The following is a 20,869-nucleotide window of genomic DNA, read 5'->3' on the forward strand; positions in this document are numbered from 1 at the left end:
CCTCACATTTTGAAAATTCGAGCGCGCTTGCTTCGGTAAACAACCCGCAGCGATGCACCGCTACCCCTGCCGCACGCCCATCATGGAACGCGACAGGCGGCTGGCCGCCGCCAGGATGGGTTCTTTCTGCTCCCTCAGCACGGACTCGGTCAGACGCGACAGCGGGCCGGAAATGCAGAGGGCGCCCAGCAGCGTCCAGTTGATGCCGTAGACCGGGGCCGAGATGCTCGACACTTCGGCATCGCGTTCGCCCAGCGAAATCATGTAGCCGGCCCGACGGATCGATTCATAGGGCTCGCCCGCCTCGCCGGTAAAGGCCAGCAGCACCCGGCCCGGGCTGCCGACCTCGAGCGGCAGCGCCGCCCCCACCCTGACGTGATGGCGGATCGACCGGGGGCCTTCCACGCGCGCCACGCAGATCCGCTGGCGGCCTTCGCGCACGTAGAACGTGGCGCTTTCGCCCGTGGCGGCGGACAACTCACGCAGCACCGGCTGCACCACCTCGACCACATTGAACGTGGCCTGGTAGCAGGCCCCCAGCCACCCCGCGGCGCGCGCCAGGCGCCAGGTGCCATCCGGCCGTTGCGCCAGGTAGTCGTCCAGCGCCAGGGTGCGCGCCAGGCGCAGCACGGTGGACCGGTGGCAGCCCGTGCGCCGGCTCAGTTCGGCCAGCGACAGATGCGCGTCTTCGACGCCGAACGCTTCAAGGATGCGCATGGCGCGGCGCACCGCCACCACGCCTTCTTCGGGCGCCCCCGCGTCGACATCAAGATCTTCCGAATCGTTCATTGTGCGAGACATGTTTCATTAGACGAACATGCATTGTATGCCGTGGAACATCGCTCCACAATTCACCCACCAAAAAACAAATCAACGGAGACAACACATGAAGCGAATCGCGCGTTTGCTCGCGGGCATGGCCTTGGTCTGCGCCGCCGGCGCCAGCCTGGCGCAGGGCTACCCCAACAAACCCATCCGGCTGATCGTGCCCTTCCCCCCGGGCGGCGGCACCGACGTCCTGGCCCGCGAGGCCGCCATCAAAGTGGCCGGCAACACGGGCTGGAACATCGTCACCGAGAACCGCCCGGGTTCGGGCGGCAATATCGGCGTGGACACCGTGGCCAAGGCCGCCCCCGACGGCTACACGCTGGTGCTGGGCCAGACCAGCAACCTGGCCATCAACCCCACGCTCTATCCCAACCTGCCCTACGACCCGGAAAAAGACCTGAGCGCGGTCGGCCTGGTCGCCGACGCGCCGCTGGTGATCGTGGTGCCTGCCACGTCGCCCCTCAAGACGCTGGAAGACATGATCGCCGCGGCCAAGGCCAAGCCCGGCCACCTGAATTTCGCGAGTTCGGGCAATGGCACCGTGGCGCACCTGGCCGCGGTGCAGCTGCAGAATGCGGCGGGCATTTCGCTGACCCACGTGCCCTACAAGGGCGCGGCCCAGGCGTCCAACGACCTGATCGGCGGCCAGATCGACATGTACCTGTCGTCGGTGCCGACCCTGATCGGCCATGTGCGCAACGGCAAGATGCGTGCGCTGGCAGTGACCTCGGCGCAGCGCGTGCCCGACATGCCCGACGTTCCCACCATCGCCGAGCGCGGCTTTCCGGGCTTCGAGGCAGTGACCTGGTTTGGCCTGGCCGCGCCGGCCGGCACGCCCAAGGACATCGTCCAGCGCCTGAATGAAGCCTTCAACAAGGCCCTGCAAACCCAGGAACTGGGCGTGAAGTACCAGGAACAGGGCGCCCGCGTGCTGACCGGCACCCCCGAGCAATTCGCCAAGCTGATCCATGACGATCGCATCCGCTGGGGCAAGATCGTCAAGGACTCGGGTGCCCGCGTCGAGTGATACGCCATGGGCGCGACCTTTCCTTTTTCCGCAGGCACGGCCACGCCCCTCGTGGCGCCGCCGCCAGGGGCCTGCGACTGCCACATCCACGCCTATGACGCGCGCTATCCCGCCGTGCCTGGCGCGGCGTTGCGGCCGCCGGACGCCTGCATGCGCCAATACCGCGCGATCCAGGCCCGACTGGGGCTGCAACGCGCGGTGCTGGTCACCCCGTCGACCTACGGCGCCGACAACCGCGCGCTGCTGGACGGCCTGGCCGAACTGGGCGACGACGCCCGCGGCGTGGCCGTCATCGACGGCTCCGAGAGCGACGCGCAGCTGCAAGCCCTGCACGCCGCCGGGGTGCGCGGCATACGGCTGAACCTGTCGCTGGGCGTGGTGGGATCGCAGGACCACCTGCTTCCCCTGGCGCAGCGCGTGGCGCCGCTGGGCTGGCATCTGCAATTGCTGATGCCGCCGGACCAGTTGGCCTCGCTGGCGGCGCTGCTGCCGCGCCTGCCCACCCCACTGGTATTCGACCACCTGGCCCGCATCACGCCGGCCCAGGCGGGTTCGCACCCGGCCCATGCCCTGGTGCTGGACCTGCTTCGGGCCGGCCGTGCCTGGGTCAAATTGTCGGGCGGCTACATCGTCAGTGCCCGCCACTCGGTCGAAGACCCGGCGCTGGATGCGCTGGCCCGCAGCTATATCGAGGCCAATCCGGAACGCGTGGTGTGGGGCAGCGATTGGCCGCACGCCTCGGCCACGTCGGGCATGCAGCCCCTGCCCGACGACGCCCGCCAACTGGACCGCCTGAGCGATTGGGCTGGCGGCGCGGCGCGCCTGGCGCAGATTCTTGTGAACAACCCGGCTGCGCTGTACGGCTTTGCCGCAACACCCGACAACAAGACCACGGAGACCTCTCATGCATAACCCCGCAGCCCCTGCGCGCCGGCGCTTTCTGGCGGTGGCCGGCGCCCTGGCCGCCAGCGCGACGTTCGGCGCCCGCGCCGCGCAAGACTGGCCGGCCGGCAAAGCCATCACCTGGGTCGTCCCCTACCCCGCGGGCGGCAGCACCGACGTGCTCGGCCGCGCCATTGCCCAGCAACTGGACGCCGAACTGGCCACCCGCGTGATCATCGACAACCGTCCCGGCGCCACCGGCACCATCGGCGCGGCCCGCGTTGCGCGCGCCAATGCCGACGGCTTGACGCTCCTGGGCACCTCCATCGGGCCCCAGGCCATCGCGCCGCACGTGATAGGCAAGCTGACCTACGACCCGGTCGCCGCGTTCGACCCCGTCATCCTGATCGGCACCATTCCCCATCTGCTGGTCGTCGGCCCCGCACAGCCCTACCCCACGCTGGCTGCACTCATCACCGCCGCCAGACGCGCGCCGCACAGCCTGGCCTACGCGTCCGGCGGCACCGGCACCATCCTGCACATGCAGGGCGAACTGCTGCAGCAAAAGAGCGGCGCCACCTTCCTGCATGTGCCCTACAAGGGCGACACCCCCGCGCTGCAGGACACCCTGGCCGGCCAGGTGCAGTTCGCCTTCATTCCCGTCGCGGCGGCGCTGCCCCATGTGAAGGCCGGCGCGTTGCGCGCGCTGGCGATCACCTCGGCGCAGCGACTGCCTGCATTGCCCGACGTGCCCACCATGGCCCAGGCCGGCTACGACGATTTCGTGGTCGAGCAATGGCAGGCCACGTTCGCGCCGGCCGGCACGCCGGTCGCCATCATCAACCGCTTGAACGCCGCCATCGGCAAGGCGCTGCAAAGCCCCGCGCTGGCGGCGCAGGCCGGGCAACTGGGTATCACGCTGGCCGGCGGCACGCCACAGGCGCTTGACCAGTTGCGCCGCGCCGACTTCGACAAGTGGGGCAAGGTCATTCGAGACGCTGGCATCAAGCCGGCCTGACCGCCCCCATTCCCTTCCATCATCCCCTTCAGGAACGCTCATGGCCAACCCCGACATCATCAAAGAATTTCCCCGCGTCGACGCGGACACCGTACGCCGCGCGGCGGCGTTGCAACCGGCCATTCTGGCCGACGTGGCCGGCCGGCGCGGCGCGCTGCACGGCCGCATCCGCCCGCTGCATCCGGGCATGAAGCTCGCCGGCACCGCCTTGACGGTGGAAGTGCGTCCGGGCGACAACCTCATGATCCACGCGGCGATCTCGCTGGCCCGGCCCGGTGACGTGCTGGTGATCGACGGCAAGGGCGATCTCAGTTCCGCGCTGATGGGCACCATCATGATGAACGCCTGCCGCAAGCTAGGCATCGCCGGCGTGGTGATCGACGGCGCGGCGCGCGACGCCATCGAGATCATCGAAATGGACTACCCGGTATTTGCCGCGGGCACCAACCCCAATGGCCCGACCAAGAACGTGCCGGGCCGTATCGGCCACCCGGTGTCGGTGGGCGGCGTCACCGTGAACGCGGGCGACTTCATCATCGGCGACGCGGACGGCGTGGTGGTGGTCGAACGCGAGAAGATCGCGGGCCTGCTGCCCGCGGCCGAAAAGAAGGTGCGCGACGAAGCCGCGCGCATTGCCGCCATCCAGGCCGGGGACACCGAAGCCAAGTGGCTGAGCGCGGCCCTGCGCGCCGCCGGCGTGCTCAAGGAAGGAGAATCGCTGTGAGCCACCCCGCCAAGCCCGTCGTGCTGGTGACCGCAGCCGACCTTGCGCCGCAGGCGCTGGACCTGCTGCAAGACCATGCCGTGATCTTCGCCGGCAAGACGCCCTCCGAAGACGACATCGTGGCGCTATGCCGCGAACACAATCCGGCCGCCATCATCGTGCGCTACAGCAAGGTGGGCGCGGCGGCGATGGACGCCGCCCCCGCACTGCGCGTGATCTCCAAGCACGGCAGCGGCACCGACACCATCGACAAGGCCGCGGCCGCGCAGCGCGGCATCGCCGTGGTGGCAGCGGTGGGCGTGAACGCGGCGGCGGTCGCCGAGCAGGCGCTGGCGTTGATGATGGCCTGCGCCAAATCCGTCGTGACGCTGGATGCGCGCATGCGCGCCGGGCACTGGGACAAGTCCACGCACAAAAGCCTGGAGCTGGGCGGCAAGACCATCGGCCTGATCGGCCTGGGCGCCATCGGCCGGCGCATGGCCGCCATCGCGCACGGCCTGGACATGCGCGTCATCGGCCATGACCCGTATGCCAAGGACCTGCCGGCCCACATCGAGCCGGTGACCCTGGACGAACTCTGGCCCCAGGCCGACGTGGTATCCCTGCATTGCCCGCTGACCGACGACAACCGCAACCTGATCAACGCCGACACGTTGGCCCGATGCCGGCCCGGCGTGATCCTGGTGAACACGGCACGGGGTGGCCTGGTGGATGAGGACGCGCTGCTGCAGGCCGTGCGTGCGGGTCGCGTCATGGCCGCCGGCCTGGACAGCTTTGCCGTCGAACCCATGGCCGCCGGCCATCCGTTCCAGCAGGAAGCGCGCATCATCCTGAGCCCGCACATCGGCGGGGTGACCAGCGCGGCCTACGTCAACATGGGCGTGGCCGCCGCCCGCAACGCGCTGCAGGTGCTGGCGCGCGATCGCGTCGGGCATTGAGAACCCGGCCGACGAACTGGGCCTGATGGTTGACCGGGCCCCGTCAAATCAAAAGGAGGAAGACAACATGACTATCCGCATTCCCTGCCTGCGCACCCGGCGCGCCGCGCTGCTCCTGGCGGCCCTGCTGCCGCTGCTGGCGACGGGCGCTGCCCGCGCCGCCGACACCTGGCCCAGCCGCCCCGTTCGCGTCGTGGTGCCGTATGGCCCCGGCGGCGCGGTCGACGTCGCCACGCGCAAGATGGCCCAGATGCTGTCCACCCAGACCGGCCAGAGCTTCATCGTCGAAAACAAGCCCGGCGCGACCGGCACCATCGGCGCCAGCCAGGTGGCGCGTGCCGCGCCCGACGGCTATACGCTGATTGCCAATGACACGACCTATTCGCTGCTGCCGCACATCTTCAAGCAATTGCCGTTCGATCCCGCCAAGGACCTGCAGCCGGTGTCGGCCTTCGTGTTCGCGCCCATGGCGCTGGCCGTGGCGGCCGACAGCCCGTACCGCACGCTGTCCGACCTGGTCGAACAGGCCCGCCACCAGCCCGACCGCATCACGTATGGTTCCGGCGGCCCCGGCACCACCCCGCACTTCGCCGCGGAGGGGCTGGCCCTGGCCACCGGCGTGAAATTCATGCACGTGCCGTTCAAGGGCGCCGCCGAAGCCACCCAGGCCGTGCTGGGCAAGGTCATCGACTTCCAGTTTGCGTCCACCACCGGCATCATGGGGCCGGTGCAAGGCGGACAATTGCGCCTGCTGGCCGTCAGCGGCGATCAGCGCCTGGACGTGCTGCCCGACGTGCCGACCTTCGCGCAAGCCGGTGTCAAGGACTTCGGCGTGGTCAACTGGACTGGACTGTGGGCGCCGGCCGGCACCCCCGCGGACGTCACCGACCGCCTGCAGCGGGAGGTCGCCCGCGCCATGGCCTCGGAAGAGATGAAGACCTTCGCCGTGAAGATGGGTGCGACCCCGCGCGCCGCCGATGCCGCCGAGTTCCGCCGTATTCTGGCCGACAGCGGCGTGATGTGGGGCAAGGTGGCCCGCAGCATCGGCTTTGACGCGAAATAGCCCCGCCAAGGAGACAGCCATGTTCTACCTGCAAGCGCCCGAGGTGCTGCCGTTCGAAGTCTGGTCGCCGATGCCCGAGACGTTTCGCCGGCCTGCCCGCAGCGACTGGGCCGACGCCAACCGCGGCGGCGTGCCCACCGACTCGTTCCTGGAAGGTCCGGTCTTCGACACGGCCGGCAACCTTTATGTGACCGATATTCCGTGGGGCCGCGTGTTCCGCGTGTCACCCGACCGGGAATGGTCGCTGGTTGCCGAGTACGACGGCGAGCCCAACGGCATGAAGTTCCTGGACGAACGCCGCCTGCTCATCACCGATTACAAGAACGGCCTGATGACGCTGGACGTCGCCAGCGGCCAGGTCACGCCCTATCTGGCGCGCCGCAACAGCGAACGCTTCAAGGGCGTGAACGACCTGGTCTTCGACCCCCAGGGCAACCTGTACTTCACCGACCAGGGCCAGAGCGGCCTGCATGATCCCGGCGGCCGGCTGTATCGGCTGCGGCCCGACGGCCAGCTGGATCTCTTGCTCGGCAACGTGCCCAGCCCCAATGGCGTCGCGTTGTCGCCGGATGGCAAGGTGCTGTACCTGGCCGTCACCCGTGGCAACTGCGTGTGGCGCGTGCCGCTGCTGCCCGATGGCAGTGTCAGCAAGGTCAGCCAGTTCTTCACGTCGTATGGGCCCAGCGGCCCGGACGGATTGGCGGTCGACGTCGAAGGCAACGTCCTGGTGTGCAACCCCGGGCTGGGCTATGTCTGGCTGCTCAACCACCGTGCCGAGCCGCGGATCGTATGGCAAAGCCCCGTGGGCATGTCCACGACCAACCTGGCGTTTGGCGGCCCGGATGGCCGCACGCTGTATTGCACGGAGTCGGTATCGGGATCCATTCTGCGTGCACAGGCGCCGCACGCCGGAATGCCGCTGGCACGCCTGGCCTAGCGGCGGTCAGGCGGTGCATGCCCGCAAGGCTGCGTCCCCCCGGCGGGGGCCTCAGATAAGCGCCGCCGCCTGCTCGCAGTGCCGCAGCGCCTGGCGCAGCGCCGTATCCACCGACCGCAATGACATGCCCAGCCATGCTGCGGCATCGGCGCGGCTGCGCCCCTCCACCCGCAAGGCGATCAGCACGGCGCGCTGGCGGCGCGGCAATTGGTCCAGGATGCGCGACAACGCGGCCAGGGCCGATCGCCCCTCGCTCACGGCCTGAGGGCCCGGGGTCTCGTCCACCAGTTCCGGCAAGGCGGCGGCCGGGTCGTCCAGGGACAGCCACGACGCCTGGCCACGCAATCGGTCGATCGCCAGATGACAGGCCATGCGGAACACATAGGCGTCGGCCTCGCGCACCTCGGCCAGCACCGGCCGCTGCAACCGCAGCCAGGCCTCGTGCAGACATTCATGCGCCAGGTCGGCGCAACGGAACCGCCGCACCAGCCGGCCATGCAGCGCGGCGTAGCTGTCGCTCAGGTGATCGCGCAGGCGTGCAGTGCCGTCAGGGTGACGGGGCGACTCATCGTGCGGGCGCGCCGAGTCGTCCAGCGAGGGCATCGATTCGCCGTGCGAGAGCACCGATGCGTCATGCGGGCACACCGGCTGCCTCGCCTGCCGCACGGGCGAGCGCGGCAGGCGCCACGTGTCGACGTCCAGCCAGGGCGGCGGCAAGGCGGGCGTCGCCCGCGGGCGCGCGGTCGATAGAGGCGTCATCATCACAGCCGGCCCAGGTTGCTCTGTTCGCGTTCGGTCAGCTGCTGCTGCGCCGCCTGCGGCAACTCGCCCAGGCCCAGGACGCGCACCGCGCTGCCCGGGTCATAGGACGCCGACGGCGCCGGCGGCTTGGGCGGCGGCGCCTCGGCGGCGCCGCCGGCCGGCAACTGCTCCGTGCCAAAGCCCAGGATCTGCACGCTGAAGATCGACGGCTGGTTCTGCCGTGCCGCCGCCCGGTCGCGCTGCATCACGTCCTGCGCCGCGGACGACGCCGAGGTCGCCGCCGCGCTGGCGCTGGTCAACGCGTTGGTGTTGACCGACACCGTCACCGGAATGCCCTTGCTGTCGCCCTGCACCTGGATGTTGGCGGCATTGACCACATGCAGCGCCGCCACGTTGACGTTGCCCGACACGCGGATGCCGGCCTCGCCCGCATCGATGGTGCCCAGGGGCGCGATCAGGTCCACGTCGCCCGCCGGCACTTCGGGAATCGGCGCCAGCGTGCCGATGCCCGCGCCGGCGGACGGCACGGTCGGCGACAGCGTGACGTTGCCGAAGGCGTCGTACACGCGCCGCGGCGGCGTATACAGCACCGTCGTCTTGGCGCCCCGGCCCGCGTTGATGTCGCCTTCGGCCGACCAGGCCTGGATGTGTCCGCCGAACGTGGTCATGATGCGGCTCTGGCCCAGCAGCAGGCTGCCTTGCGCATACAGCTGGATGTTGCCCTGCCCTTGCGTCACCACGCCCGCGCTGGCCGGCGGCGCCACGCCTTCCACGCCCAGCACCTGCCGGCCGCCCGGCGTGAGCAGCTGGATGTTGCCGCCGAAGTTGCTGCGCAGCCCGGCGCCGCCATACATCGTGAAGCTGCCGTCGTAGCGCAGCGGCGTGCCCGCGGCGTCGACGTCGGGGAACAGCGCGGCGATGGCGCGGCGACCGCGCAGATAGCTGCCAAAGCGCGGGCCGCCATCGTCGTTGTACTCGCGTCCGCCTTCCTTCAGTTCGGCAAAGAACAGCTGGCGCGCGTAGATGCCCAGTTCGGCCGGGGCCAGCGCCGCCAGGGCCGCGCCCGCACCCGCCTCATCCCCTTGGTAGCCATGGTGCTTGCGCAGCCAGTTGACCAGGTAGACGCCGCTGTCCTGCTCGAAGTCGTTCTTCAGGTCGCGGCGGGCCGTGCTCGTGTCGGCATCGCGCAGCGCCTGCTGTCGCGCCAGCTCGGCCGGCGCCCCGGCGTCATCGCCGGCATAGCCGAACTCGGCCGCCAGCCAGCCGCGCAGCGTCATCTCGCCGCCATAGGCCTGCACGACCTTGCCCGGGTGGCTGCCCAGCGCTTCGCCGGCTTGCAGCCCGCGCGCGCCGTCCAGGTAACGCGCCAGGAACGCCGCGTAGTCCGGGCCTGCCGCGCCCACGCCGGCCAGCACGGCCAGGTCGGCACCGGCGCGGGTATCGCCGCGCACGACGGCGCCCAGGCTGCGCACGCTGGCCACGTCTTCCTGGCGCAGTTGGCGGGCGGCCTGCATCAACAGCGTGCCGGGCCCCGCCACCTGCGCATTGGCGTAGACGATGTCGCGGCCCGCCTCGATCAGCGAAAAATCGCGGGCGTTGTTGTGCAAGGCGGTGACGTCCAGCCCCAGGATGTCGCGGCCCGCCCGCACCGAGACGGGCACCGCGGCCTCGTACCAGGTGTCGACGCTGCGCACACCGGCCATCCCGCCAAATTTCACCACCGCGCCGCTCTTCAAACCCACCACGTCGCCGGTCGCGGCATAGAAGCGGGCGACGGTCGCGTCCCCCGCGTGCAGCGCCCGGTCCAGCGGGGTGCCGGGCCCGAACGCAAAGAGCGGCTTGTAGTCCCATGCGAACGCCTGCAACACCCCTTGGGTACTGGTGTTGGTCACGATCAGATTGTTGTACAGGCCCGTGGTGAAGGCGCTGAAGGCCGGCCGCAGGGGCGTGGGCAATGCCACATCGGCCGCCGACATCGAGACCGTGTGCGCGCCTTTGGCCAGAATGGACCGGCCCGCCAGCATCTCCAGCTGGCCGCCCGCCGACGGCGCCAGCAGCAGTACCGGATTGTCCTCGCCGGTGGCGTTGTCGGCCAGCACGATGTTGCCGTTGGCGGCCACCGCCCGCAAAATCGACGGGTACACGAAATACCTGCGGCCCGTCGTATCGGTCTGCGTGATTTCGGGCCGCAGCTCGTCACCGCCAAAGCGGGCGTTGGTAACGGTCATCGGCGTCAGGTTGCCGCCCGCCGAAAACAGGTTGATGGCCGTCGAGGGCGTCCAGAGCGTGAACCAGCCTTCACCGCCGCCCGTCGCGGGCTGCGCGTCGCCGACCCGCTGGTACGGACTGGCATTGACCTGCCGGGTCCGTCCGGGGTCGCTGACCCCGCCCAGCACCAGGTCCGAGCGCGTGTCGATCCACGCCACGGCATCGCCCAGCACCAGTCGCGGTCCGCCCATCGGCCGGCCGGACCCCACCGCATACGGATCGGCAGCGCGCAGGCCGCCACCGTCGCCGTAGCGCAGATCCATGCCGCCCATCTGGCCAGCGGACACGGCCAGGCGGCCGCGCAGGTTCGCCAGCACGCCGTTCAGGTCCAGGTGGTCGGTGCCGCCAGTGTGCGGCCCGGTCGCGTTCAGCTGGGTGGCGGCCAATGACGGATTGATGCTGCCGCCCACCCGCAGGTCCAGGTCGCCCCCGCCCGTCAGCACCAGGTTGCCATCGAGCACCCGGCCGGTGCTGCCGACCACGGCGGTCAGGCCTTGCGAACGCGGTTCCACGCCATTGACGTAACGGGCCGCATCGCCGCGGGCATCGCGGATACCCGCGTCGCGCCCGGCGGAAATGCTGAGGTTGCCGCCGCCCAGCGTGCCGAAGCCGGTAAAGCCGAGCAGCCGCGGCTCTTCATAGCCACCGCCCACGGAAGCGTTCACCGCATAGCTGCCAAAGTTGATCCACCAGCTGGGCGCGATGTCCGCCACGCCCGGCGTGCCCAGGCTGCCCTGGCGCCACAGCCACGCGCCGGTCAGCGTGTTGGCATAACGTGCACGGGGAGACGAGCCCTCGAGCGTGACGCCCGCGTCTGCGCCCGAACCCACTGCATCGCCGTAGACGTCGCGCCCGGCCTGCACCACCAGGTTGCCGCCCTGGTCGGGATACCAGGCCTGGTACACGGACAGGGCGGCGTCATACTTGCCGTCCAGCTGGATCAGCCCCAGCGTGCCGGTGTCCTTGTCGGCCCCGCGCGGCAGGTTGAACCGCGCATCGGCCGCGCCCAGCGACGATTGCGTGCCCGCCGTGTACACGCCGTACAACGACGTCATGCCGACGTCGCGCCCGGCCAGCAGCGACAGGTCGCCCGTGCCGGTGCGCAGCACGCTGAAGGCCGGCGAGCCAAAGCCATACTTGTATTCGCGGGTGACGATGGTTTCGCTCGTGCCGCCGCCCAGGCAATTGGTGGCATCGGCGCAGAATTCGTCTACGGTGATGCCCAACTGGGCCACGAGCTGCTCGACCGGCTTGCCCACCCAGCTCAAGTCTCCCCACCAGTTCATGGAACCGGTTTCCGACACCGTGCGCGGCGCGGGCGTGCAATAGTCGCCCCAGCCACACATCTCCTCCCATTCGAAGCCCCACTGTTCGGCCAATTCCTTGATGGGCTTGCCGACCAAAAGCGGGTCGCCGAACAGGTCTTCGGCGCCGGCCGGCGTCAACACCATCACGCCGACGAAGATCGTCTTGGTGGTCTGGGTCGCGCGGGCCGCCAGGCCGTAGTGCGTATCGGCCAGCACCAGGTCGCCCTTGCCCAGCACGTTGCGGGCGCGCACGTCGGCCGAGTCCAGGTCGGCGCCGGCCACCGCGGTCAGGCTCCAGGCGCTGGCGCCCGGACCCAGCATGGGCGCCAGCGCCCAGTTGCGGCCTTGCTTGCCATCCGGGCCCTTGGGCCGCAGATCCACCGGCTTGCCATCGAGCAGCACCACCTTGGTCTGGGACGGAATCAGCGCGCCCTGCGCCAGCACGATCTGCGTGCTGGCCACCAGTTCGGTCGGCAACGCCACGCCCTTGGGCCAGGTGAAGGCGCGCATCGACGCACTGCTGCGCAGCACGAAGCCAGCGCCCAGCATCGACCCCGCTTCAAGCTTGACCTCGCCCGCCAGCACCGTACCGGCGCGCAGCACGCTGCCGCTGGCGGGGGTGACGTCGCCCGTCAGCACCAGGCCGGCGGGCAGCGACAACGCCGCGTTCAGCGTCATGGCGACCGGCAGCACCGTGCCCATCGGCAACGTGGCGGGACGCGCGGGCAAGTCGTAGTTCAGCGTGCGTCCCTCGGGGAACGAGGTGCCCGCTTCCAGCTTGACGCCGCCGATCGGCATCACCAGGTCGCCGCCGAACGGCGTCACGGCCTGCGAGCCGTAGCGGCCCTCGACCAACTGCCAGCCGGCGGCATCGTCCGGCGAATCCGGCGGTGGCGCAAAGCCGTCGTTGACGCTGCCGTAGATGTTCAGGTTGCCGCCCGCGCGCAGCACCAGCACGCCCGGTTCGCCATAGCCGCGCCGAGCCGGCGTGATGCGGTCGACGTTCGGGCCGTAGCGATAGTTGGACAGGTCGATGTCGCCCACCACGCTCAGGTCGCCCTCCGGCGTGGCGCTGGCCACCTCGACGCCGGGGCGCAGATGGTAATTGCCCAGGGCCGCCAGACGGGCGGACAACGCCGGATTGCCCAGCGCTGCGGTCATGAAGGCCTGGCTCTGGCTATCGATGCCGTCCAGGTAGGCCTGCGAGATCAGCTGCGGCACCTTGCCCGTCACGTCCGGCGCGCTCGCCAGCGGCGCATCGTTGTAGCGGCGGAAAGCATTCACCGCGACGGTCTTGGCCCCAAGGATGGCGGGCGTGCCCAGCACCGTCACGGCCACGTCGTTGGCGCCGTCGCCCGACCCGGCAAGGGCGCCCTGCCCGCTGCCGCCGCCCAGGCGGCGCGCGTTCAGGTCCAGCGTGCCGCGCGCCACGCCATCATGGTTCGGCGCGTCGGTACCGGCGCGCAGGTCCACCGCCGCGCCGGTGCCCAGCACCAGCGTGCCCTCGCGGGACGTCAGGTCCACCATGGCGCGGTTGACGCTGTCGATGATCTTGCCGTAGCTGTCCACGCGCAGGCCGGTGCCGTGCGTGTCCAGCAGGCCGTTGATGACCAGGTCGCGCATGGCCGCCAGGCGGATGCTGCCCACCTGCGCGCCGCTGGCGTCGATGCGGCCGTTGACGGTCAGGCTGCCGCCGTCCAGCACCAGCTCGACCTGGCGGGCGCGCACCTCGTCGCCCACCACCAGGTCGCCGCGCTTGATCTGGAAACGGCGGGCGCCGAACACGCCACCTTCGGTCAGGCGCGCGTTCAGGTCGGCAAAATCCGCCACGGTCTGCGCGCGCAGCACGGCCTCGGCGCTTTCGTACGCCACCCGCGTGCCGCCCGCGTCATACAGGCCCGACGCCGTGCCGCGCAATGAGCCGCCCAGGTCCAGGCGGCCGGCGCCGTCGCCTAGCGCAATGGCCTGGATACGGCCTGCGCGGTTGTTGACCGCCGACACATCGATCAGGCCGCCACGCACCTGCGTGATGTTGCCCGCCGTGCTTTGCAGATCCACATCGCCGCCCCAGCTGTAGCGCAACTGGTCAAGCAGCCGCACCTCGCGGCCCGACACGTCCAGGCGCGCGCCCGCGCCCAGCGTGATATCGCCATCGGCCTTGACCGACAGCTTGCCCGACGGCAACGCCACCGTCGTATCCACGAAGACGCTGCGGCCGGCCAGGTTCAGCGTGGCGCCCAGCCCATTGCGTGCGGCGGCGGCGGCCCCCGTGCCCGTGATGGCCAGCGCACCGCCCGCCTTGATCGCCGTCACCGACCCGGCCTCGCCGGTCAAGAGCGGCGTGCGGATCAGCAGATCGCCATCGCGATAGCGCCAGCCGTCTTGCGCCGTGTAGCCATCCGGCGCGTGATAGACCGACAGGCCGCCCTTGGCGCGGCCGGAGATCATCTGCGCGGCGTCCAGGGTCACCGACGAAAAGCCCAGCACCAGGCGCTCGGCCGGCACCAGGTCGTTCGGCAATTGATAGGGCGAAGATTCCAGCCGGATCACATCGGCCGCGATGTTCAGCGCGCCGCTGCCCAGGCTGTCCAGGATCGCGCCGCCCGGCGCCTGCGGTTTGTTGGCGCCGGCGCCGCTTGAACCGCCACGGTCGGCGGCCGTCGCCCCCGCCCACACGAATTCAGCGGCGGCAATCGTGGCGGTATCGCCCGCCGCGCCGTAGCCATAGATGGCCGGCGCGCCCAGCACCAGCCGCTGCAACGATCGCCCGCCCGCGCCGCGCGCGTCCAGCGAGACCGCGCCGTACACGTTGACCGATTCGCCCGCGTTGAGGATCAGGCTTTCCAGCGCCGGGGCTTCCAGCGCGGTGTTGCCGCGCAGCAGATTGCCCAGCACGTCCTGGTTCAGCGCCAGGCCCGGGGGCAGGCGGCCTGCCGCGCCGGCCTGTTGCAGGGCCTGGGCGCTGCCCAGGTTGACGGCCGACACGCTCAGCGCCAGATTGCGGGTGCCGTATTGCACCGTGTCGCGCCAGGTGAACGCGCCGCTGGTGGAGGCGCCGATCGAGCCTTCCGACAGCAGGCGGGCAGGCCCCGAACAATCCGTGAGGCAGCCGCCCACATCGATGGCCGTGCCGCTGCCGTACTTGGGCACCAGCAGGTTCACCAGCCCGTTGGACAGGGCCAGCATGGCGCCGCTGGTCAAGTCGTAGTAAAGGCCCGTACGCGCATCCTGCGCCACGTCGCCGCGCCCCAGCGTGGAAAGCGTCGCCCCCTGCTCCACCAGGATGCCCCGGCCGCCATCGAGCGAGTACAGGAAGATCTCGGGCGCCCGCAACGCGGCGCCGCTGCGCACGACCACCTGCTTTACGTTGCCCCCTACGCTGCGGGCACCTGACGCATATTGGCCCCCGACGGTGCCGCCGATGAACATCGCGCCAGGCGACAAGGCGTTCAGGTCCGCGGCATGGATCGCCGCGGCCTTCGGGCCGAGCACAGGCGCCTGGCCAGCCGCCAGGATCTCCAGGCCGTCTGCCGGGCCGGTCACCGCCAGGCGGCCGGCGTAGCTGCCGCTGCCCGCGGGCACGTCGAACCGCGCGGTTCCCTTGAACGACAGCGCCGGGGCATCGCCCATGCCGGCGCCTTGCGCCAGGTTCAGATGCAGCGCACGGGCATCCGTGGTCAGCATGCCGCGCGCGATGCCCTTGCGCGCCGCGTCGGCCAGCACGAAGGCGTTATAGGACGTCTCGTTGTACTGCGCATGGCGCCGCACCACGTCGGCCGGCGTGATCAACAGGCGCGTCGGCAGTGCGGCAAGCTGCCCGGTCCGGGCCGTGCCCAGCAACCCGCTGCCCACCCACGACCCGCCGCGCGTCGCCGCCGTCACCGACGCTTCATTGGCGCCCTGCGGGCCCAGCTCGACGCGGAAGGCGCCGGGCAGCAGCGCATACGTCGACGGCAGCAAGGTATAGGTGCCCGCCGGCAGGCCCGGCACGCCGGCCTGGACCGTGACCTGCCGCCCCACCGCGGGATTGCCCGCGCCGGCATCGGGTGCGACCGGCGCCTGGTTGCCGGCGAAACCCGGCACGATGGCATAGACCGCGTTGCCCGACCGGCTGAAGCCGAATCCCGGATTGGCGTCGGCCATGGCATAGCGCAGCACGTCGACCGAACCGCCACGGCCACGCACGAATGCGCCGCCCGTCAGTTCGCCGCCGCCGGACAGATCCAGCACGGCGCCCGCGGCCACCTCGATCACGCTGCCCTGGATCTGGATCTTTTTGCCCAGTAAATCGTCGCTGCGGGTCGGATCCGGCGTGACGTCCTTGCCGGCATAGGCGTATTTCACGCCGTCCACCGTGCCGCCGTAGGGCATGAGCAGCCCGCCGCCGCTGATGGACGTGATGCTGCCCGGCAGGAACCGCACCGTGCTCGGCTTTTCGGAGCGGCTTTCAAAGGTGATGGCGCCCAACGGTGCGCGCAGCACGCCGCCCTGCTCGATCAGCGGCCCCGCCAGGGTGATCGCCCCGAATGCGGAATAGGGCATGGCCGGCGTCTGGCCGTCCGTGCGCCGCAACGTCAGCACGGCATCGTGGTTGTAGCTGGCGATGGCGCCGTTCGGTCCCTTGACGATGTAGTCGCCGACGGCGATGGTGCCGCCCGAACCGGTGACCGGGTAGATCTGTGCCGCGGTCAGCGTCAGGCGGCCGGGCGCGGCCAGCTTGTTGATCAGGCCGCGGTCGCCAAAGCCCGATGCGCCCATGCGCATGTCGCCCTGCACGTCGAACCGCACGTCGTCAAAGGTGATCAGGTCGCGCATGCCGCGCACATCCAGCAGGTCGGCTGCCACATTCAACCGGTGCCCTGCGTTCAGATACTTCAGCGGCGCGGACACCAGTTGCAGGAAGGCGTCGGCGCCGTCCAGCGGCCGGTAGCGCGCCTGGTTGAACAGCACATACGACGCGCTCAGGTTCACCCCACTGGCGCCAGGCGCCGTTTCCTGCAACGACAGCGCGCCCGACAGCCGCAGGCTCTGGCGCAAGGCCAGCGAGACGTTGCCATCGGCGCGCACATCGGCGTGCAGCGCCAGGTTGTCAAAACCGCCCGCCTCGATGCGATCCACGCCCAGACGGCCATAGCCATACGCCAACGCCGCACTGGCCTGGCCCGGCTTGAGGTCCGCGGCCAGCAGGCTTTCGCCCTGGCGTTGCGCCAGGATCAATTGGCGTTCCGCCTGCACCGCCAGTTCCGGCGACTGGTTGCGCATGTAGAACGCGCCGGCCAGCGACACGCCCAGGGTGCCGCCGGCCGCCTGGCTGGAACCGGCCGCCGCGCGCAGCCTGCCATCCAGGTGCAGGCCGTTGGCGGACGACAGTACGATCGTGCCGCCATCGGACCCCACGACAGTGGCGCCGCGGCCTGGCAGGTCCAGCACGGCCTGCGTGCCCGATGCGTCCAGCAGCGACCCCGGCCGCAGGATGATGTGCCGGTCGATGGGCCGGTTCAGCGTATCGACGTCGGCTTCCCAGTCGATCTTGCCGCCGATCTCGATCGACCCGCCCGCCTGCACCACGCCATAGCGCTGGCCCTTCGTGTCCACCGCCACATGGCTGCGCCCGGCCACGTCCAGCACCGCCTGCTCGCCGATCCAGACCGAGCGCGGATTCGCCTTGGGCCCGTAGGGCTGCTCGCCGATGCGCGGCTCACCGATAGCGATGCGCCCGCCCCAGGCGTCCAGCCGGCCCAGCACCGTCAATTGGTCCGCGCCCTTGATCTGGATCGTGCGGCCAGGGTCCACGCTGACGCGTGCGCCCTCGCCCACCACGATCGGGCCGCCGACGGTGGCCCGGTCCGAATACAGCGCCAGGTCCGCGCCGCCGCGCTGCGTCAGGCGGCCGCGCAGCGGGTCTTCGGTGTACAGCGGCGGCGTCCACCGCGACAGCACCTCGCCCGGTTCGATGCCCGAACCCGGCGCCTGCGCGGTACTGCCCTGCAACCGCAGCACCGGCATGGTGACGTCGATCTGCGCGCCCTCGGCCACCGTCAGGCCGTCGTAACCGTTGATCTCGTATCTGCCGAACCCCGTGCGCAACAACGACGCATCCAGCCGCAGCGTGCCCTTTTCCTGAGGGTCCAGCGGGCCGCCGAGCACAATGCGCCCGCCGCTGGACACGGACAAGGTGCCGCCGCCCGTCACGCCATAGCCTCGCACGTCACCCTTCATCGACAGCAGGCCGCCGCTTGCCGCCATGCTGCTGGGCGCATAGGCGGCAAGCGTGACGCTGCCGCCCTGGCCGCCTTGCAGCTTGCCGTCGGCCAGCACCGAGGCGCCGGCCGACACGTCCAGCACGCTGCCCGCGTCCACGATCACATCGCCCGAACTGCGCAGCGCCACGCGCCCGCCATCACGCACCGGCAGTCCCGCCAGGCCCTCGGCATCGCGCAGCAGGTTGGCCCAGACGCCGCGGGCATCCAGCAGCACGCCCGACGCCACGTGCACCCGGGGCTTCTGATCGGCTTGGGGCGCCAGGCCCGCGTCTTCGATCCGCGCCGCCAGGAAACTCGGTTGCAGCAGGATGTTGCCGCCCTGGATCAGGCCACCACGGCTGACCAGATCGGCCTTGATGTCCACCTCGGGCGCATAGAGCGTGATTTCCCCGCCGTCGGCGCTGCGCAGCGCCGAATCGACCGTGATGGAGCGGCCCGCGGCGATGCGCACCCGGCCCAGCGAAAAGCCATTGAGCCGATCCGCGTCCAGGAACAGCTTGCCCAGGTTTTCCTTGGGCAGCGCGGCCGCCAGGTCCAGCCCGTCGGCCACGCGCGGCCCGCCCGCGCCCACCGTCACCTCGGCCACGGTATCCGCCGTGGCGCCCAGCTGGTAGTACAGCTGCCTGGTGACGGGGTCGTAGTAGCGCACATCGTTGCCCACCACCAGCGCGGCGCCGCGCGCCACCGCGCGTTGCGACTGGCTGTAGCCGTCCAGGCCCGCCTGCGGCGCGCGGTCCTGCCGCACGCCTTGGTAGGTGTTGCTGACCAGGTCGCCTTCCAGCACGGCGCTGCGGGTCGAGATGACCAGCGCCCCCGCATCGCGTCCCACCGTGTAGCCATCTTCCTGGCGCGTGCGCGGCGCCAGCAGCGCGTTGTAGAAGCGGCGCGTGGCCTTGTCGCCCCATCGTTCGGAGCGCTGCTCGAAGCCGTTGTAGATGCCGGTGTACAGCAGGTCGGCCGGCGCCCGGTCGGCCGTGTACAGCCGGCCGTCCTGGCCGCGCAGCCAGGTCTGCTGCAAGGTGCCGGCCTGCACGTCCAGCGTGCCACCCGACAGGTTGATGGTCGAGCCGGCCTGCGTCACGACCTCGGCGCCTTCGAAGCGGACCTGTCCGCCCTGCGCCAGCCAGTGGCTGGCCGGCACCGCCAGCGTGCCCAGGTAGCCGCCCACTTCCAGCAGGCCGCCGCCGCTGTACCAGCGGTCGCCCTCGTAGCCGCCGGTGCCGCCGGCCACGCGGAGCAGCGAGCGCCGGTCCAGCCATACGTCGTTGTTGTTCAACCGCGCATCGTCGCGGTTCAGCGGCGAATCACGCTGCTCGTTGCCTTGCAGGTTGATCTTGAGATTGTTCGACTCCATCGACACGGCCACGCCGATGGCGCCGGCCACGTCCAGCTGCGCGCCTTCACGCACCAGGCTGCGCCCGGCCGCCTTGACCGCGATCTGGCCGCCGGTGGCCAACGTCAACGAATCGCGCTGGAAATCCACCGTGCCGCCGCTGTCGATCTGCACCAGCGACAGGTCGCGCCGGTTGCGGTCGGTCTGCGCCAGCTTGCCGGTCGTGTCGACGCTGGATGGCATCAGGTTGTCGCGCTGGCCGTCCAGCGCGGTGGCCTTGTCCGCGTCCACCAGAATGGCGCTGACCGCGCCCGAACGCAGCGTCACCGCCGCCTTGGCGCCCACGCCATTGAGGTGGATCGTGCCGCGCGAATCCACCGACGTGGACGCCGCCAGCACGCCGGCCTGGTCCACCGTGCGGGCCGCCAGCGTGATATCGCCCTGCGGCGACAGGATCAGGCCGCGGCTCGTCACCACGCCCTCGCCCGTCGGCGTGATTTCGTTGCCGCGCGTGGTCGACGCGGCGTTGCCCTCGGTGCCCTGGCCGCGCTTGATGATGAAGCTGTCGCCCGCCGCCAGCGCCGCCTGTCCGCGAGCGGTCGTGAGGGTGCCGGCGTTGTCCACGTCGCGGCCCAGCAGCAGCACATAGCCGCCGGACTGCGTCACCGTGGCGGGCCGGTTGGTCTCGATGACCGCCCCCGGCCGCAACTCCACCTTGCCCAGCGCGTCCGTGAAGCTGGGCGTCTTGTCGTCCGGCCCGTACAGGCCGTTGTTCTCGAATTGCGTGTCGCTGATGCGCGCCGCCGCCGCCACCAGGTTGCGCACGTTCACTTGCGAGGTGCCGTCGAACACCACCCCGTTGCGATTGACCACCATGACCGTGCCGGCGGCCTTGATCTGCCCCTGGATCACCGACGGCCGCGCCTTGGGATCGTTGACGCGGTTGAGCACGGCCCAGGTCGATTCCTGCTGGAATTGCACTGTGGTGCGCTTGCCCACGTTGAAGGTTTCCCAGTTCAACACGGCCTTCGAGCCGGTCTGCTCGATGGCGACCTTGGTGCGGCCGTCTTCGACGGTCGTCACGGGCGCCCGGGCATTGCGCCAACCCGCCGTCAGCGGATTGGCATCCACCTTCAGGCCGCCTTCGACCAGGCCGTCCGGCACCGGTGCGCCCGACGCCAGCGCCGCGTCGCGCGCGGCACGCTGCGCCGCCTGCTGCGCGGCAATCGCCGCCGCCGTCGTGCCCAGGTTGCCCACCGACCGCTGCAACTGCTCGCGCGCCGCCTGCGCCTGGCGCGCACCGGTCAGCGAACTCACCGGCGCCCCGTTGGGCAGCCGGCCCGTCGTGATGGCCTGCGTCTGCGCCGCGTTCTTGGCCGCGAACCAGCCGCTGCTGAACGCCTGTTGCGCCGAGGCCGGCATGGCCACGCCCCCCGACACCAGCATCAGCGCCAGCGCGGCAGGCAGCGGCTTGAGCCGACCTCCCCGCGCGCCAGCCGCAACAAGGCGGGTCATAGGG

At 70.5% G+C, this 20,869-nt stretch carries 10 protein-coding genes; 7 read left to right on the forward strand and 3 right to left on the reverse strand.

The window, feature by feature from the left end; genetic code table 11:
- Positions 1-60: 60 nt before the first annotated feature.
- On the reverse strand, positions 61-789 hold the full coding sequence (locus tag ACUDP5_RS24905) for an IclR family transcriptional regulator (protein ID WP_263909895.1): 729 nt from the start codon (positions 787-789) through the stop codon (positions 61-63).
- Positions 790-886: 97 nt separating this feature from the next.
- Here ACUDP5_RS24905 and ACUDP5_RS24910 point away from each other — a divergent pair, with 97 nt between their 5' ends.
- The 7 genes from ACUDP5_RS24910 to ACUDP5_RS24940 all read left to right on the forward strand — a co-directional run bounded on the left by ACUDP5_RS24910 (position 887) and on the right by ACUDP5_RS24940 (position 7,417).
- On the forward strand, positions 887-1,855 hold the full coding sequence (locus ACUDP5_RS24910; protein WP_445657469.1) for a Bug family tripartite tricarboxylate transporter substrate binding protein: 969 nt from the start codon (positions 887-889) through the stop codon (positions 1,853-1,855).
- A 6-nt stretch (positions 1,856-1,861) separates the two neighbouring features.
- On the forward strand, positions 1,862-2,767 hold the full coding sequence (locus tag ACUDP5_RS24915) for an amidohydrolase family protein (protein WP_445657470.1): 906 nt from the start codon (positions 1,862-1,864) through the stop codon (positions 2,765-2,767).
- Positions 2,760-3,755, forward strand: coding sequence for a Bug family tripartite tricarboxylate transporter substrate binding protein (locus ACUDP5_RS24920; protein WP_445657471.1), 996 nt, complete (start codon positions 2,760-2,762; stop codon positions 3,753-3,755). The genes ACUDP5_RS24915 and ACUDP5_RS24920 overlap by 8 nt, the downstream gene beginning before the upstream one ends.
- A gap of 40 nt (positions 3,756-3,795) precedes the next feature.
- The gene (locus tag ACUDP5_RS24925) at positions 3,796-4,479 is read left to right on the forward strand and encodes an RraA family protein (RefSeq protein ID WP_445657472.1); all 684 of its coding nucleotides are present in this window, start codon (positions 3,796-3,798) and stop codon (positions 4,477-4,479) included.
- The gene (locus tag ACUDP5_RS24930) at positions 4,476-5,417 is read left to right on the forward strand and encodes an NAD(P)-dependent oxidoreductase (protein WP_263909886.1); all 942 of its coding nucleotides are present in this window, start codon (positions 4,476-4,478) and stop codon (positions 5,415-5,417) included. The genes ACUDP5_RS24925 and ACUDP5_RS24930 overlap by 4 nt, the downstream gene beginning before the upstream one ends.
- Positions 5,418-5,484: 67 nt before the next feature.
- Positions 5,485-6,480 (forward strand): Bug family tripartite tricarboxylate transporter substrate binding protein, encoded by a 996-nt coding sequence (locus ACUDP5_RS24935; protein WP_445657473.1) that lies wholly within the window; start codon positions 5,485-5,487, stop codon positions 6,478-6,480.
- 19 nt (positions 6,481-6,499) lie between these two features.
- On the forward strand, positions 6,500-7,417 hold the full coding sequence (locus ACUDP5_RS24940) for an SMP-30/gluconolactonase/LRE family protein (RefSeq protein WP_445657474.1): 918 nt from the start codon (positions 6,500-6,502) through the stop codon (positions 7,415-7,417).
- A 51-nt stretch (positions 7,418-7,468) separates the two neighbouring features.
- Here the strand turns inward: ACUDP5_RS24940 and ACUDP5_RS24945 are convergent, their stop codons facing one another.
- Both ACUDP5_RS24945 and ACUDP5_RS24950 read right to left on the reverse strand, forming a co-directional pair.
- Positions 7,469-8,179, reverse strand: coding sequence for an RNA polymerase sigma factor (locus ACUDP5_RS24945; protein WP_445657475.1), 711 nt, complete (start codon positions 8,177-8,179; stop codon positions 7,469-7,471).
- Positions 8,179-20,865 (reverse strand): filamentous haemagglutinin family protein, encoded by a 12,687-nt coding sequence (locus ACUDP5_RS24950; RefSeq protein WP_445657476.1) that lies wholly within the window; start codon positions 20,863-20,865, stop codon positions 8,179-8,181. Before ACUDP5_RS24950 ends, ACUDP5_RS24945 begins: the two co-directional genes overlap by 1 nt.
- Between the last annotated feature and the right edge of the window lie 4 nt (positions 20,866-20,869).

The sequence above is a fragment of the Achromobacter sp. NCFB-sbj8-Ac1-l genome, assembly GCF_052695805.1.